The organism is Bradyrhizobium sp. CCBAU 53351, from assembly GCF_015291745.1.
In the GTDB taxonomy this organism is placed as follows: domain Bacteria; phylum Pseudomonadota; class Alphaproteobacteria; order Rhizobiales; family Xanthobacteraceae; genus Bradyrhizobium.
The window spans coordinates 461186-477000 of sequence record NZ_CP030059.1; the positions used below are offsets into that span (position 1 = coordinate 461186).

General features: G+C 64.5%; 17 protein-coding genes. 10 read left to right on the plus strand and 7 right to left on the minus strand.

The annotated features are described in order from the left end of the window. The first annotated feature begins 75 nt into the window (after window positions 1–75). Window positions 76–936, plus strand: coding sequence for an NAD(P)H-dependent oxidoreductase (locus XH83_RS02245; protein ID WP_194405478.1), 861 nt, complete (start codon window positions 76–78; stop codon window positions 934–936). A gap of 88 nt (window positions 937–1024) precedes the next feature. Here XH83_RS02245 and XH83_RS02250 read toward each other — a convergent pair whose 3' ends face one another. Together XH83_RS02250 and XH83_RS02255 are read right to left on the minus strand one after the other, a co-directional pair. Continuing rightward, window positions 1025–2233: an EAL domain-containing protein gene (locus XH83_RS02250; protein ID WP_194405479.1), complete on the minus strand. Its 1209-nt coding sequence runs from the start codon at window positions 2231–2233 to the stop codon at window positions 1025–1027. 691 nt (window positions 2234–2924) lie between these two features. After that, window positions 2925–4088 carry a hypothetical protein gene (locus tag XH83_RS02255; protein WP_194405480.1) on the minus strand — a complete coding sequence of 388 codons (1164 nt, stop codon included), beginning with the start codon at window positions 4086–4088 and terminating at the stop codon, window positions 2925–2927. Between the two features lie 343 nt (window positions 4089–4431). Here XH83_RS02255 and XH83_RS02260 point away from each other — a divergent pair, with 343 nt between their 5' ends. After that, window positions 4432–5055, plus strand: a complete 624-nt coding sequence (locus tag XH83_RS02260; protein ID WP_194405481.1) for a helix-turn-helix transcriptional regulator — start codon at window positions 4432–4434, stop codon at window positions 5053–5055. Window positions 5056–5136: 81 nt separating this feature from the next. Here the strand turns inward: XH83_RS02260 and XH83_RS02265 are convergent, their stop codons facing one another. The 4 genes from XH83_RS02265 to XH83_RS02280 form a co-directional block, all read right to left on the minus strand. Further along, window positions 5137–5385, minus strand: a complete 249-nt coding sequence (locus XH83_RS02265; protein ID WP_194405482.1) for a hypothetical protein — start codon at window positions 5383–5385, stop codon at window positions 5137–5139. Window positions 5386–5485: 100 nt separating this feature from the next. Further along, window positions 5486–5863 (minus strand): Hpt domain-containing protein, encoded by a 378-nt coding sequence (locus XH83_RS02270; protein ID WP_194405483.1) that lies wholly within the window; start codon window positions 5861–5863, stop codon window positions 5486–5488. Between the two features lie 150 nt (window positions 5864–6013). Beyond that, window positions 6014–6712, minus strand: coding sequence for a Crp/Fnr family transcriptional regulator (locus tag XH83_RS02275; protein WP_194408134.1), 699 nt, complete (start codon window positions 6710–6712; stop codon window positions 6014–6016). Window positions 6713–6899: 187 nt separating this feature from the next. Beyond that, window positions 6900–7610, minus strand: a complete 711-nt coding sequence (locus XH83_RS02280) for a Crp/Fnr family transcriptional regulator (protein ID WP_194408135.1) — start codon at window positions 7608–7610, stop codon at window positions 6900–6902. Between the two features lie 436 nt (window positions 7611–8046). Here XH83_RS02280 and XH83_RS02285 point away from each other — a divergent pair, with 436 nt between their 5' ends. The 7 genes from XH83_RS02285 (at window position 8047) to XH83_RS02315 (ending at window position 14566) form a co-directional block, all read left to right on the plus strand. Beyond that, window positions 8047–8529, plus strand: coding sequence for a response regulator (locus XH83_RS02285; RefSeq protein ID WP_194408136.1), 483 nt, complete (start codon window positions 8047–8049; stop codon window positions 8527–8529). A gap of 429 nt (window positions 8530–8958) precedes the next feature. Next, window positions 8959–11745: a hybrid sensor histidine kinase/response regulator gene (locus XH83_RS02290; protein WP_194405484.1), complete on the plus strand. Its 2787-nt coding sequence runs from the start codon at window positions 8959–8961 to the stop codon at window positions 11743–11745. Between the two features lie 24 nt (window positions 11746–11769). Then, complete coding sequence (locus tag XH83_RS02295; protein ID WP_194405485.1) at window positions 11770–12246, plus strand: chemotaxis protein CheW; 477 nt, start codon at window positions 11770–11772, stop codon at window positions 12244–12246. Between the two features lie 31 nt (window positions 12247–12277). Further along, on the plus strand, window positions 12278–12664 hold the full coding sequence (locus XH83_RS02300) for a response regulator (RefSeq protein WP_194405486.1): 387 nt from the start codon (window positions 12278–12280) through the stop codon (window positions 12662–12664). A gap of 60 nt (window positions 12665–12724) precedes the next feature. After that, window positions 12725–13603, plus strand: coding sequence for a protein-glutamate O-methyltransferase CheR (locus tag XH83_RS02305; RefSeq protein ID WP_194405487.1), 879 nt, complete (start codon window positions 12725–12727; stop codon window positions 13601–13603). A 2-nt stretch (window positions 13604–13605) separates the two neighbouring features. Beyond that, on the plus strand, window positions 13606–13923 hold the full coding sequence (locus tag XH83_RS02310) for a PilZ domain-containing protein (RefSeq protein ID WP_194405488.1): 318 nt from the start codon (window positions 13606–13608) through the stop codon (window positions 13921–13923). A gap of 139 nt (window positions 13924–14062) precedes the next feature. Further along, on the plus strand, window positions 14063–14566 hold the full coding sequence (locus tag XH83_RS02315) for a response regulator (RefSeq protein WP_194405489.1): 504 nt from the start codon (window positions 14063–14065) through the stop codon (window positions 14564–14566). Window positions 14567–14622: 56 nt separating this feature from the next. Here the strand turns inward: XH83_RS02315 and XH83_RS02320 are convergent, their stop codons facing one another. Continuing rightward, entirely contained in the window at window positions 14623–14925 is a 303-nt protein-coding gene (locus XH83_RS02320) for a hypothetical protein (protein WP_194405490.1), read from the minus strand. Between the two features lie 150 nt (window positions 14926–15075). Between XH83_RS02320 and XH83_RS02325 the strand changes: the two genes are divergently transcribed. After that, window positions 15076–15711, plus strand: a complete 636-nt coding sequence (locus tag XH83_RS02325) for a response regulator transcription factor (protein WP_194405491.1) — start codon at window positions 15076–15078, stop codon at window positions 15709–15711. The last annotated feature ends 104 nt before the right edge of the window (window positions 15712–15815 follow it).

Below are 15815 nucleotides of genomic sequence, written 5' to 3' on the forward strand. Positions count from 1 at the left end.
TATCCATTACCGTCATCTAGCGGATTGCAGGGGGCCGCGCTAGCTGCGGGACATCCTCAACGAATGGTGCCGATCATGAAGGTATTGATAGTTTTTGCGCATCCGGAGCCGCGTTCGCTCAACGGCTCGCTGCGGGATGTTGCGGTCCGAGAGCTCGAGGCGCAGGGCCACGACGTGCGGGTGTCGGACCTTTACGCGCAGGGCTGGACCTCGGCCATCGGCCGCGCCGACTTCCCGGCGCTGCCGACGGATGCGCGCCTTGCGCCCGCGGCTGCATCCAAGCAGGCTTTCGAAAGCGGCGCGCTCACCCCCGACGTCAGGGGCGAGATCGAGAAGTTGCTATGGGCAGATACGCTCATTCTGCAATTCCCGCTGTGGTGGTTCAGCATGCCGGCGATCCTCAAGGGATGGGTCGATCGCGTGTTCGCCTATGGTTTCGCATATGGCGTCGGCGAGCACAGCGACACGCGGTGGGGCGATCGCTACGGCGAAGGCAAGCTGGCGGGCAAACGGGCGATGCTGATCGTGACGACCGGCGGCTGGCAGGAGCATTACTCGGCTCGCGGAATCAACGGGCCGATCGACGACCTGCTGTTTCCAATCCATCACGGCATTCTCTACTATCCGGGATACGACGTCCTTCCGCCGTTCGTCGTCTACAAGGCCGACAAGCTCGACGAAGCCGGTTTCGACGCGATGGCCGAACGTTTGCGGGAGAGGGTCAGGACGCTTGCGACGGCCTCGCCCATTCCGTATCGGCGCCAAAACGGCGGCGACTACCTGATTCCAAGCATGCAGCTGCGCCCCGGGCTCGAGCCTCCCGCGGCGAGCGGCTTTGCGATCCACCTCGCGCCCGAGGCCAGCACCGCGCCGAGAGACTCGACGAGAGAGGCGGGTGTTCACTTGCCGGCGGATGCCTGCGCCGCGAAAGCCTGAGCGCGAAGATTGCAAGGGCAGGCCGGCGAAGGCGCGGGCGAGACCGACAAGTCTCGCGCGCCTTCAACGACGTGAGCCGCAGGCGAACTTACTCCATCACCGTTTTCGTCAGCGTCGAACGGGCGAACTTCTTCAGCGGCATCGGCTTGCCGAACAGGAAGCCCTGCACGAGGTCGAAGCCGAGCTCGTTGGCCGCGACGAGGTCGGCGCGGCTCTCGACGCCTTGCGCCACGCTGCGCGCGCCATAGCCCTGCGCGAGCTCGACGATGTGGCGGCACACCGTGCGCTTGAGCCGGTCATTGCCGCTGCCGGTGACGAATTGCCGGTCGGCCTTCAGCTTCACGAAGGGAATTCTGTCGAGCTCCATCAGCGCCGGCCAGTTGGCGCCGAGATTGTCGACCGACAGGCCGATATTGTGCAGGCCGACCTCGCGCGCGACCTCGGTCAGGAGATCGAGGTCGCGGATCGCCTCCTCGCTGTCGATCTCGACCGTCAGCCCGCCGAAGGCCGGATGCGTCGGCACGCGGCGGCAGAGATCGCGCACCGCCTGCGGATCCCTGAGATAGGAGGCGGGAAGGTTGATCGACAGATCGACCGGGCTTTGATGTTCCAGAAGATAGTGCCAGTCCTGCATGGCGCGATCGATCACGAACTCCGACAGGTCGCGCAAATGCGGATCGTGCGGCTCCGGAATGAAATAGGCCGGCGGCACGACGCCCCAGGTCGGATGCCGCATCCGCACCAGCGCCTCGGCGCCGCTGCGGACCAGCGTACGCGCGTCGATCTTGGGCTGGTACCAGAGCTCCAGCCAGCCGGCGTGCAGGGCTTCGCCGACATGGACGGCCGGGCTCGGCGCCGGTTCGTCCGGCAGCAGCATCGCGACACGCTCGCGCAGCGTCTCCGCGGCAAAGGGCGTGGTCAGCGGCGGCAGCATGGCAAGGCCATATTCCTCGCCGACCTGCCGCACGGCCCTGACGATGATGGATTCGCGCGCGCCGACCGCCAAAACTTTCCCGGCGAAGGCTTCACGCACCAATATCTCCAGAAACCGTCCCGGCTCGATGCCGTCGGTGGCGACGCCGAGCAGGATCAGATCCGGCAATTCGGTGGCGAGCACGGTCTGCAGCTCGTCCGCGCTGGCGCATTCGCTGGTGACGAAGCCGAGATCCTCCAGCACTTCGCTGAGGAAGGCGCGCAAGTGACGCTTGCTGTCGGCCACGCAGGCGCGCGGCGTCACCTTTCGCCGTCCGAAGGTCACAGGCCTTCGTCCGACGAGCTCAACCATCCCATCGTTCATCGTATACCACTCCCGTTCCGTGACGGTTTCTTAAACGGCGAGCGTGGGTCCAAATAAGGTGAGCTTCACATCGTTGTTGAATTATTTGAGTAACGTTAAACCCTGCAACTCGAGCTAATTTTTCGACGAATTCTTCGAAAACAACTCGCATACCCCAGCACCTCACGCGCAACGGCTGCACGCGCATGCAGATCTTCGATCGCGCAACATGGGCGCAACCTGCGCGCCGGCGGACGCTGGTGAGCGATGACGTGATGTATCCTTTCGAAGCACCTGCAACACCATCGGAAGATTAATTTAAGACGCCATTTTGCGATGCGCGACCGGCCGTGCGCGACGCCGATGGTGAATGGAGCGCCGTCCGTGGACAGTGTGTCAGTCGTCCACCCTAACCAACGAGCGAGGGTGGGCAGGGGACGGCTCGCGTTCGCGCGGTGCGGGCATGTTTCGCCAGTGCGCGCGGAGATGCTGCGACAACGCGGCCGCGCGTGCCGCCGCGAATGTGAAACGCATCACACGCGTATTGCTGCACTTGCGCTATTGCTCCGCGTAGCCGGTGGTGGGCTGTCGAGGATTTGCGACAATGACGACGCGGCGGTTGATGTATTGGTGGTTCAGGGTCGTGATGTCAGGGCGATTTCTCGATCGCTTCCTATGCCTGCCTCGCGCGCATTAAGCGCGACGTGCGATATCAGCTCTGTCCGATCAATTTGCGAAACGCTGCGGCGCCGTCCTGCATCGCGTCGCGCCCCTTCCAGGCCAGATAGGTCAGCTTGCCGCCGATCGTGTCATGGCTGCGCAGCCGGCGCGAGCCGAGAATATGGCCGACATTGGACGGGAAGCGGCTGACCTCGGCGGACACCAGGGCCGCGATCGCGTCCATCAATTGCTGAAGGCGGACGCCCCATTCGCAATTCTCGATGCCGTCGATGCGCACCTTGAGCGCATATTCGGTGTCGTAGATATCGGCGAGCAGATCGCGCGCGACCAGCACCCGGTTGTGCCGGAGCGCGACACGAAGCGCGAGGCGCTTGTCGTCGAGCCGGTCGAGCACCATGGGGATGACGCAGGCATAGGGCGTGGCGGCGACGTCAGCGGCGCTCTTGCTCGCGGCAGCCTTGGTGGCGAGGCGCGCCAATTGCCAGGACGTCGCGAGGCGCCGCGCCACCAGCGCCAGCGCGAAGGGCAGTGCTTCCGGATGGGCCTTCTTGAAGGCGTCGAGTTGCGCGGTGATCTGGGCAACCTGGCCGTCGCCGAACTTCGCGATCTTCTCGGGCAGCTTCTCGTTGAATTTCGGCAGCGCATTGCCGGCGCGCAGCACATGCAGCATCTTCTTGACGTCGTCGAAGGCGCTGCGTGATGCCGTGTACTGCGCGAGCTTGCCGCGAGCGAATTCGGCGCTCTCCGCCGAAGCGAACGTGCTCTCGAGAACCTTGACGACCTTGGTCTGGAAGGTCGACGCGATCTTCAGGACTTCCTTCGGGTTGTTGGCGGCGACCTGGTCGCCGATCGCCTTGATGTAGTCGCGTGCCATGGTCGGCAGCAGATCGCGGCAGATCCACTCCCAGATCGGCGTGAGGGTGTTGCGCGAGATCCGCCCCATGTTGGCGTGCTCGGGCGCGCCGTCGATCAGCAGCAGCTCGAGCGGCGCGAAGAAGTAGCGCGAAGGGCTGGTGGCGCGCGCCTGGGTCGATCCGTCCTTGCGAAATTCGGCGCGCAGTCGCGCCTGGATCTCCGCCGAGCCCGGCATGTCGATGCCGCACAGCTCGAGCCGCTCGAGTTCGCTGAGCAGACAGCTGCGCGACAGCGGCGTCAGCCTCTGCAGGAATTCCGACAGCCGATCGATCTCGTTCATGGCACGCAATCTTTCGCAGCGTTTCCCGCGGGCGTGCGGGCCCAATGCGTGGAGGCATTTGCGCGCTCTCAACCCCAAGAGAAGCAAGTCGCCGTTAATTATTCCGTAAAAACCGGGGGGCGCCCTCGCGGCGAAGGCCGCAGTTAAGGAGTTTTCGCCTGTCTGCCCAAGAATTAGCCAGGAATTCGGCGGGAAACTCAACCTCTGCGCGGTCGAGGGAAGCATGACTCAAGCACAAATTGTGCCGACGCCGCCATTTTAGCGCAAAACCGTCAAAATCACCGTAGTCTTACGGAGCAAAAAGTTAACCACAGAGCGCCCCGGGTTCCGCTAAATGAGTGACATGGGGTCACAGAATGAAACGGCCACCGATTCGCGGCCGTCGGAATGGTACGAAAGCAGCGCTGCTCCAACTGAAGAGCTCGATTTCGTCCGCCTGAGCGCCGCCCGGGCCAAGGCGGCCGACGAAATGGCCGCTGCCATCGCCCGCGAGCTCAACGGCCCCCTGACCGCGCTGCTGCTCTATATGGGCGAGATCAAGCATCACAGCGATCAGCTCGCGCCTGTGACCGGCGACCGTGCCTATCTGCAGCGGGTGGTCGAGAATGCGCTGGCGCAGACCGAGCGCGTCTGCGGCCTGGTCAAGCAGCTTGCCGGCCCTGGCAAGGGCGGCTTGCCGATCCCGTCCAGCGTCGAGGACGCGGAGACCAAGGCGATGCGCGCACAGCCCGCCCAGCGCGTGCCGAGCACCGAACTGCTCGGCCTGGCGGGCCAGAAGCGCCTGACCAAGCGCGAGCGCGAGGTGCTGAGGCTGATCAGCGAAGGTTACTCGAACAAGCAGGGGGCACTTCGGATGCAGATCAGTCCGCGCACCTTCGAGAGCCATCGGGCCGAGGCGATGCGCAAACTCGGTGCGCGCAACACCGCGGACCTCGTCCGTGCGGCGCTGCTGCATTCAATCGACTGAGGCTGGCGTGTTGCATTGCCGGCAGGCGGCGCCGGCAAGACCCGAGATCTCTCTCCGGAAGTCCGGAAAGCCCGATCGCGCTCAGAAATAGTCCTCGGCGAAGGGACGCGCGCGCGAGGCGGGGCGCAGCGGCTTGATCTCTTCCCTCGGCCCGTTCGGGATGATCGTGATGGTCCAGCGGGGAGGCATGGTCGATTCTTGCTCCAGCACCGAACGCACGAAGCCGGTCACCGTCGACTCGCCAGCCTTCACCGTCGCCATGCGGCCGTTGAACTGAGCGATGCGGAAGCGGCGAACCTCTTTCTGGTCCGCGGTCTCGTAGGTGAACATGGAAAACCCTCCTGGTTTTCCGGGACTATCGCCACCTATGATTAGCCATCTCTAAAAATCGCACGCCGTAGAAGTACGGCGGGAATGCACGCCCGAGTGGTTAGCGCGGCGGCTCCTGTGCGCGCGCGGCGGCGTAGGCGGCATCCATCAGGTCCAGCAGGTCGCGGAATTCGACATCGCCGAGCCTGTCCGCGGTCTTCTCCAGCACGAGCGCCAGCGCCGCGAGCCTGACATAGCCGAACGTTCCGGCCGCGCTCTTCAGCGAATGCGCTTCGCGCGCGATCCTGGCGTGGTGTTGCGCGAGCGAGAGCGTGCGGAAGAGCTGCAGGCGCGCGCAGGTCTCGCTCCAGAACACGTCGCGCACTTCACTCGCACCATCCTCGCCGATCTCGCGCACCAGTGCTTCATAGGCGCGCGGCTCGCGTGCGGGTTCGGCATCGAGCACTTGCTGCGCGGGCGCGATGGTGACGTCAAACATGGCCTTGCCTGATCATTGGTCATTGTCGCGCGGTACGTCCCGCGCGAGGGCACGTCGCCGTCTCTACGGCATTCGAATTTCAGTTCCGGTAGCGGGACATCAGGTGTTTGCAGGCCGGCGTTAGCCGGCGGTTCACCATGCGGGCCGCGGTCAGCGCGCGCCGAGCAGCCGGTCGTACTGGGCCTTGACGGTGGCGTAGCACTCGCACGCCGTCTGGCGCAGGCCGTCGAGGTTGACGATCTGGATGTGTCCGCGGCTGTAATGGATGAAATTGGCCTGCTGCAAGGTATTGGCCACCAGCGACACGCTGTTGCGCCGCGCTCCGATCATCTGCGCCATGGCCTCCTGGGTCAGCAGCAGGCGGTAGTCGCCCGACAGGTCGTGCGTGTGCAACAGGCAGCGCGACAGCCGCGACTCCACCGGATGGGCCGCGTTGCAGCCCGCGGTCTGCTGGACCTGGACGTAGACCGCCAGTCCGTGGCGCGTCAGCAAGGTGCGCAGGGTGCTGCTCTGATCGGCGGCGATCCGCAGCCGGTCGAGATCCATCACCGACGCAAGGCCCGGCACCAGCACGATGGCGGTGTTCAACGCACATGCATCGCCCAGGGTCGAGAGCGCCCCGAGCAGGCTGTCACGGCCGATCATGGCGACCTGGACATGTTCGCCCTTGGCGAGTTTCACCACCAGCGAGATGACGCCGCGGTGAGGAAAATAAGCGCGCTTCAGCGCCTCGCCGGTCTCGACCAGCACCGCCTCGTGGGGCAGATCAACTGTTCGCAGATGCGGGCGGATCAATTCATAATCGTCTGCCGGCAGTGAGGACAGGAAACCGTTGGACGAGCGCACCATCGTTTCCAAAGCTGCCTCCCGTTTCCCGCGCGCTCGTCTCGCGACACGCGACATCACGTCCTGCACGGGTAGGTTCCATCATGTTCCCGCCGGGATATATTGGCAATTGGGACAAGATGTCCGCCCCGGCGATCGTTCCCCGGATGCTGCATTCACGCCGGCACACGATTGAGGGCTGGAGTCATCCTCACGGCACGGCTCCCACCAGACGCAGATGTTGGGCCTTTACCGCCGCATAGCAGTCGCAGGACGTCTTCTCCAATGCCCGCAGATCGAGGATTTCGATCTGGCCCCGGCTGTAATGGATGATGCCGGCACGCTGCAGCGCGTGCGCGACCAGCGAGACGGCATTGCGCCGTACGCCCATCATCTGCGCCAGCGCCTCCTGGGTCAGCGGCAGTATTTCACTGTCGGACAGGTCGCGGGCCCGCAACAGCCAGCGTGCGAGCCGCGCTTCGACCGGGTGCAACGTATTGCAGAGCAGCGACTGCTGCGCATGCGCGAGCAAGGACTGCTCGTGCCGGACCATCAGCTCGCGAAACGGCGCGCTTGCGGCGGCGACAGCGCGGAAAGCCGCTATTTCAAGCGTGGAAGCCGCGCCGGGGAACAGCACGACCGCGTCCGTCGGCGCGATGCCGTCGGCAAGCGCCGCACCGCCGCCCACGACGCTGTCGCGGCCCAGCATCGCAACCTCGATCATCTGTCCCTCGGACAGGCCCACCGTGATCGAAACCGATCCGCCATGCGGAAAGTACACATATCTCAGCGCGGTCCCGGCTTCGCCCAAGACAGACTTCCTGACCATTTCGATCGTCGCGAGATGCGGACGCAGCAGATTGAAACCCGCGACGTCGAGCAGTTGCAGGATCTGATTGGGCGGCCGCCCGCTTGCGGTCATGCAGGTCAATCCGAGGGGTTCGATCGACGATCGGCGCGGCGTCCGTTCGTCGTTCAGCTGCACGGCGAACAAATACTATTGTAAAGGTTGTGGCGTCGTCCATATACCCGTTAGAGGGCAGACAGGCTGTCTCATTTGCGGCGGAAATATGAATGGCGCGCTGATTCGCTCGTGACGGCGCGTGTCCTGCAAGGGCATGCAGGAAAAAGCGGTAAGGGGGCCTTCATGAGCCGGAAGCATTGCACCCGTGCTGGCATCGGATGCCGGTCCACTCGCCCCGCCTCGTCCGCCGGACGAGCGCTTACGATGATCCGACATTGCCTTGAACCTTGGCGGCCGACGACCGCGGATTTTATCTCCGTCGTCTCCGTCTTGCTCGTTCCGCCAATGACGTTTGCGACCATTCCTCTCTTGTTCGAAAGCAAAGGAGAACGGCGTGCCCCACGGTTCAATTATTGAATCGCCGAAACCGGAAGCTCATACGGGGACCGAAAGTCTACGCCACATTCTCGTTGTCGACGACGACCCGATGGTGTGCATGGCCATCGATGTCTATCTTCAGCGCAACAATTTTCGAGTGACGATTGCCGAGGGAGGCGAAGCCGGCCTGCGTGCCCTCGAACATGGACAATTCGATCTGATGATCATCGATATCTTCATGCCGCACATGCGCGGGTTCGAATCGATCCGGATCTTTCACGAGCGTGCGCCGGTCGTTCCGTTGATCGCGATGTCCGGCTATGCTTTCGCCGACCTGAATTCGCCTGCACCGGATTTTCTTCGGATGGCACTGGAGCTCGGTGCCGCACGCTGCCTGCGCAAGCCGTTCACGCCGCATGCGCTGCTCGCCGCCATCAACGATTGCCTGGCGGAGCATCGTCCCGACGGCGGCATGACCTCGGCCGCGCGGTTGGGTTAGCGCGGCGCAGGCCGCCATGGCGACAGGGTAACCGTTCGTTTACCGCATGTGCGGACCTCGCAGGTCGCGGCGACCACGCGAAACAGGGGGCCCGGGTGCGCTCCCGATTGCGGACGGCTCGGGTCGACGTCCCGCAGGCCGTGCCTATCGCACTTCATGGGCAGGGCTTTCCCGCGCGCGCCGTCTCACTGTTATCGGCCCGTTTACTGCGCGACTCCAAGCTGCGGCGGCACGGAGCCGGGTTTGCCGAAAAGCGTTGCCGCACGCCGCCGAACCGCAAACTTCTCTTCAATATCCGTATTAGCACGGAGGATGAAATTAACGGGACTGTGAAAGGGGATGTCTAACGATCCAGAGGAGGGCTTCCGTCCGTGCCAAGGGTGGCTCAGGCGTCGAGGTCCCAGGGTTCAGGTCAGTAAGGCGTAGCTCATGGATGATCTGTTGCGGGAGTTTCTGACGGAGACCAGCGAGAGCCTGGACACCGTGGACAATCAATTGGTGAAGTTCGAGCAGGAGCCGAACAACGCCAAGATCCTGGATAACATCTTCCGCCTGGTCCACACCATCAAGGGCACGTGCGGCTTCCTCGGACTGCCCCGGCTCGAAGCGCTGGCGCATGCCGGCGAGACCTTGATGGGCAAATTCCGCGACGGCATGCCGGTGACGGGCCAGGCGGTCACGGTGATCCTGTCCTCGATCGACCGCATCAAGGAGATTTTGGCAGGCCTGGAGGCGACCGAGGCCGAGCCCGAGGGGAACGACCGCGATCTCATCGACAAGCTGGAAGCGATGGTCGAGCAGGGCATGGCGGCTATGGCGGCGGGTGCTGCTGCTCCTGTCACCGAGGCCCCGCCGCTGGCGCCGGAGGCACCTGTTGCTGCTGCCGCGCCCGCCAAGGACCTGACCACGGGCACGCTGATCGACCAGACCCTGGAGCGTCCGCTGCGCCCCGGCGAAGTCTCGCTCGACGAGCTCGAGCGCGCCTTCCGCGAGACCGCGATCGAAGCGCCTGTTGCCAAGGTCGAGGCTGCGCCGGCGCCGGCCGCCGAAGCCCCGGCTCCTGCACCCGCTGCGAAGGAAGCGGCCAAGCCCGCCAAGGAGAAGGCCGCCCCGAAGAAGTCGATGGCCGACGAGGGCGCCTCCGAAGGCGACCGCATCGCCAACCAGTCGATCCGCGTCAACGTGGATACGCTGGAGCATTTGATGACCATGGTCTCCGAGCTGGTCCTGACCCGCAACCAGCTTCTGGAGATCTCCCGCCGCAACGAGGACACCGAGTTCAAGGTGCCGTTGCAGCGCCTGTCCAACGTCACCGCCGAGCTGCAGGAGGGCGTCATGAAGACGCGCATGCAGCCGATCGGCAATGCCTGGCAGAAGCTGCCGCGCATCGTCCGCGACCTCTCGAGCGAACTCGGCAAGCAGATCGAACTCGAGATGCATGGCGCCGACACCGAACTCGACCGCCAGGTGCTCGACCTGATCAAGGACCCGCTCACCCACATGGTGCGCAACTCCGCCGATCATGGTCTGGAGACCCCCGCCGAGCGCCTCGCCAGCGGCAAGGGCGAGCAGGGCACCATCCGCCTGTCCGCCTATCACGAGGGCGGCCACATCATCATCTGCATCGCCGACAACGGCCGCGGCCTCAACACCGAGAAGATCAAGGCCAAGGCGATCTCCTCAGGCCTCGTCACCGAGGCCGAGCTCGAGAAGATGAGCGAAGCCCAGATCCACAAGTTCATCTTCGCGCCGGGCTTCTCGACCGCGGCCGCCATCACCTCGGTCTCCGGCCGCGGCGTCGGCATGGACGTGGTGCGCACCAATATCGACCAGATCGGCGGCACCATCGACATCAAGTCGGTGGCCGGCGAGGGCTCTTCCGTCACCATCAAGATCCCGCTGACGCTGGCCATCGTCTCGGCCCTGATCGTGGAAGCCGCCGGCGACCGCTTTGCGATCCCGCAGCTCTCGGTGGTCGAGCTGGTCCGCGCCCGCGCCAACTCCGAGCACCGCATCGAGCGCATCAAGGACACCGCGGTCCTTCGTCTGCGCAACAAGCTCTTGCCGCTGATCCACCTGAAGAAGCTCTTGAAGATCGACGACGGCGCGGCCTCCGATCCCGAGAACGGCTTCATCGTGGTCACCCAGGTCGGCAGCCAGACTTTTGGCATCGTCGTCGACGGCGTGTTCCACACCGAAGAAATCGTGGTCAAGCCGATGTCGACGAAACTGCGTCACATCGACATGTTCTCCGGCAACACCATCCTGGGCGATGGCGCTGTGATCATGATCATCGACCCCAACGGCATTGCCAAGGCGCTCGGCGCCGCCGGCTCCTCGGCCCATGACATGGGCGACGAGAACGGCGCGCACCACATCGGCTCGGGCGAGCAGACCACCTCGCTCCTCGTCTTCCGCGCCGGCTCGGCGCAGCCCAAGGCGGTCCCGCTCGGGCTCGTCACGCGCCTCGAAGAGCTGCCCGCCGACAAGATCGAGTTCAGTAACGGCCGCTACATGGTGCAGTACCGCGAGCAGCTGATGCCGCTCGTCGCCATGGACGGCGTCACCATTGCAAGCCAGGGCGCCCAGCCGATCCTGGTGTTCGCCGACGACGGCCGCTCCATGGGCCTCGTCGTCGACGAGATCATCGACATCGTCGAGGAACGCCTCAACATCGAGGTCGGCGGCTCCTCCTCCGGCATCCTCGGTTCGGCCGTGATCAAGGGCCAGGCCACCGAGGTGATCGACGTCGGCCACTTCCTGCCCATGGCGTTCTCCGACTGGTTCACCCGCAAGGAGATGAAGCCGTCGCTGCACTCGCAGTCGGTGCTCTTGGTCGACGACTCTGCGTTCTTCCGCAACATGCTGGCCCCGGTCCTCAAGGCCGCCGGATACCGCGTCCGCACCGCGCCGACCGCGCAGGAGGGCCTGGCTGCCCTGCGCGCGCAGAGCTTCGACGTGGTGCTGACCGACATCGAGATGCCCGACATGAACGGGTTCGAGTTCGCCGAGGTGATCCGCTCGGACAACAATCTCGGCTCGATGCCGATCATCGGCCTCTCCGCGCTGGTGTCGCCGGCGGCGATCGAGCGCGGCCGTCAGGCCGGCTTCCACGACTATGTCGCCAAGTTCGACCGTCCCGGTCTGATCGCGGCGCTGAAGGAGCAGACCGCGGGCGCCGCCGGCGCCTCCGAGCTGAGCCGGGCAGCGGCGTAACCAACGGGATCAGGAGATACGCTTATGGCCACCAACAAGACCCAATCCGCCGAAGGCGCCATGGTCGAATACGTCACCGCGATGATCGGCGGCCAGCTGTTCGGCCTGCCGATCTCCCGCGTCCAGGACGTGTTCATGCCGGAGCGCGTCACCCGCGTGCCCTTGTCCTCGCGCGAGATCGCGGGCGTGCTGAACTTGCGCGGCCGCATCGTCACCGTGGTCGACATGCGCGCCCGTCTCGGCCTGCCGCAGCCCGAGGACGGCAAGGTGCCGATGGCGGTCGGCGTCGACCTGCGCGGCGAATCCTATGGCCTGCTGATCGACCAGATCGGCGAGGTGCTGCGCCTGCCCGAGGCCGGCATGGAAGAGAACCCCGTCAACCTCGATCCCCGCATGGCCAAGCTCGCCGGCGGCGTCCACCGCCTCGACGGTCAGCTCATGGTCGTCCTCGACGTCGATCGCGTCCTCGACCTCGAAACCAAAGTGCAAATGGCCGCGTGAGCCAACGAAACATCGGAGCCGGAGAACCAAAATGAAAACCTGCTTGGTGGTCGACGATTCCAGCGTGGTGCGCAAGATCGCGCGTCGGATCCTGGAGGGCCTGGAATTCCAAGTGACCGAGGCCGAGGACGGCTCGAAGGCGCTCGAAATCTGCCAGCGGCAGCTGCCGGATGCGGTGCTGCTCGACTGGAACATGCCCGTGATGGACGGTTTCGAATTCATGGGCCACATGCGCCGCCTGCCCGGCGGCGACCAGCCCAAGGTGGTGTTCTGCACCACCGAGAACAATGTGGCTCATATCGCCCAGGCGCTCAGCGGCGGCGCCAACGAGTACATCATGAAGCCTTTCGACAAAGACATCATCGCCGACAAGTTTGCTGAGGTCGGCTTGCTCCCGGTCGGACAAGCCATGGTCTGAGTGAGTCTGGCCCGCGCATTTTGGCCAGAGTGTTCCAGTACAGCTTCGAAGAGGCTACCAGTGACCCCGACCGAGTATGAGTACCTGCGTAAGTTCCTGAAGGACAATTCCGGGCTCGACCTTTCCGCAGACAAGCAATATCTGATCGAAAGCCGGCTGCTGCCGCTCGCCCGCAAGGCGGGCCTCTCCGGTATTCCGGAGCTCGTGCAGAAGCTGCAAGGCGGCGCGCGTCAGCTGATCACCGACGTGGTCGAAGCCATGACCACCAACGAGACCTTCTTCTTCCGCGACAAGGTCCCGTTCGATCATTTCCGCGACACCATCATGCCGGAGGTCATCAAGGCACGTGCCGCCAGACGCAGTGTGCGCATCTGGTGCGCCGCCGGTTCGACCGGGCAGGAGCCTTACTCGCTGGCGATGTGCTTGAAGGAGATGGGCGCGGCCCTCACCGGCTGGCGCATCGAGATCATCGCGACCGATCTGTCGCAGGAGGTGCTGGAGAAGGCCAAGGCCGGCATCTACAGCCAGTTCGAAGTGCAGCGCGGTCTGCCGATCCAGATGCTGGTCAAATATTTCAAGCAGACCGGCGAGACCTGGCAGGTCAATCCCGAATTGCGGGCGATGATCCAGCATCGCCAGCTCAATTTGCTGCACGACTTCTCGCAGCTCGGCACGTTCGACGTCATCTTCTGCCGCAACGTGCTGATCTATTTCGACCAGGACACCAAGATCAACATCTTCAACCGGCTGGCGCGCCAGATCGAGCCCGACGGCTTCCTGGTGCTGGGCGCGGCCGAAACCGTGGTCGGCCTGACCGACACGTTCCGCCCGATTCCGGAGCGGCGCGGCCTCTACAAGCCGAACGATCCGCGCACTGCTGCCGCCAAGCCGGCTCTCGCCGGCGCGGCGCCGCGCCTGGCGGTCATGGCAGGGCGATAGACATGGCCGAGGATGGCAAGGGTACGGAACGCGTGACTTTCAGTCGTGGCTATGATGTCTGCATCATGGCCATCGACGGCACCTGGCGCCGCGACTGCAAGCTCAACGCGATCTCCGACACCGACGCCGTTCTCACGGTGGAAGGCTCGATCCAGGGGTTGAACCTGAAAGAGTTCTTCCTGCTGCTGTCGTCCACGGGACTTGCCTATCGCCGCTGCGAACTGATCCGCGTCAACGGCGCCGAAATGGACATCCAGTTCCTGCGCGGCAAGAACAGGAAGAAGCGCGGAGCGGCCGGCGGCCACGACGCCGCGGCGTGATCCGCCGCGTCCATTGCCGTCCTTCCGATCTCTTGCTTCACATTTTCTGAAGATATCAAAACGAATTCGCGAGGGCGGCTTTACGTGGCTTAAGCGCGAACATCGTATCCATTGACGGTCTCAATCTCAGGATACGGAAATGCCCAGAAGTTCTCTTTCGCCCATCACGTCAAACCTGGCCGACGGCACTGAGCGGCGTCCGCTTCAGCTTCTGGTGGTCGACGACGATGCCACGCAGCGCAGCCTGATCACGGTCGCCGCCAAACAGGCCGGACACGAGGTCACCGTGGCGCCGTCCGTGGCGGATGCGATCGAGAAGCTGCGCGCCGCCCGCTTCGATTGCGTGACGCTGGATCTCGTGCTGGAGGACGGCGACGGCATCGACGTGCTGCGCGAGATGGCGGCTGCGAAGTTCGGCGGTGCCGTGATCGTCATCAGCGGCATGGACGGCAAGCGCCGCAGCGCTGCCCGCAGCTTCGCCCGGTCCGTCGGGATCGAGCTGCAGAGCCTGCCGAAACCGCTCGACCTTGCGGCCCTGCGCATCAGCCTCGCCAATCTCGGCAAGACCGCGATGGGCCTTCCCGCGATCCACACCTGGGGTGGTGTCGCCACCGACGCGATCGTGGAACGGCACCGCGCCTAGGGTTCGCGGAGCTGCCATGCGATGGCATGCGGCCGGCGCGCCGTGCCGATCGCGCGCTATCCCGGCGTGCCGGATTCCGACAGACATTGCAGGGCGTGGCCAAGGCCCGCCCGACAGGCGTTGAGGGCGGCGCTCGCCGTCGCATAGCGCGGCGTGACGTCGTCGAGCACGAAAATATCGGCGGAACCGGCCGGATCGCCGCCCGTTTCCAATACGCCAGCTTCCATCATGGCTGCGTCGATCAGGCGCATGCTGCTCTCGATCCGTGTGATCAGGGCGCGAAGATCGGCGGCGATCAACTGACGGCTGTCGGTTTCAGCCATCGCGACGAGCGGGGGTGTGCCGGCGAAATTTAGCATGGATATTCTCCGTACCCCGCAATTAGGCACCCTGCCGCTACTTGTGCGTTAAGTCCATGTCCCGTACAAATACGGGTGGGCCGAATCCGCGCCGAACGCCATAAACGGTTGGGGCGGACGCGAGTCCTTCATGCCAACCGGATGTGGCACATGGCCGAACAAAGCTCTCGCGGTGAAATCTTCGTAGTGGACGACGACCCTGCCGTTCGCGACACCCTGTCGATGGTGTTGAAGGCGGCGGGCTATGAGGTGATCTGTTTTGCGGACGGCGCAGCGCTGCTCTCCGTCGCGCGAAACCGCACGCCTGCTGCGATCCTGCTCGACGTGAACATTCCCGGAAAGTCGGGCCTCGACATTCTCAAGGAGCTGCAGGGCGAGGACTATCCGGCACCGATCTTCATGATTTCCGGACAGGGCGACATCGCGATGGCGGTGGGCGCGATCAAGAGCGGCGCGCTCGACTTCATCGAGAAGCCGTTCCGCGGCAGCGAGATCGTCGGCCGGCTCGACGAAGCGATCGGCGCTTATGCGCGCAGGCAGGCGGAGAGCGCTTCGCCGAAATTCGGCTCGCTGCATTTCCCCGGACGCGAGCCGCTGACGCGCAGGGAGCGCGAGGTGCTCGAGCAGTTTGCTACCGGCGCGTCCAACAAGGAGGCCGGCCGCACGCTCGGCATCAGCCCGCGCACCATCGAGGATCACCGCGCCAACATCATGAAGAAGCTCGGCGCGCGCAACGCCGCCGATCTGATCCGCATCGTGATGACCGCGGCGCAGCGCGCGTCGTAGCGTTAGACGATGTAGAAAGAGATCGTGGGCACGGCATAAGTGCGCCTTCCACCCTACGAGAGCTCTGTCAGCGACCTTGCGTAGCCCGGATGGAGCGCAGCGCA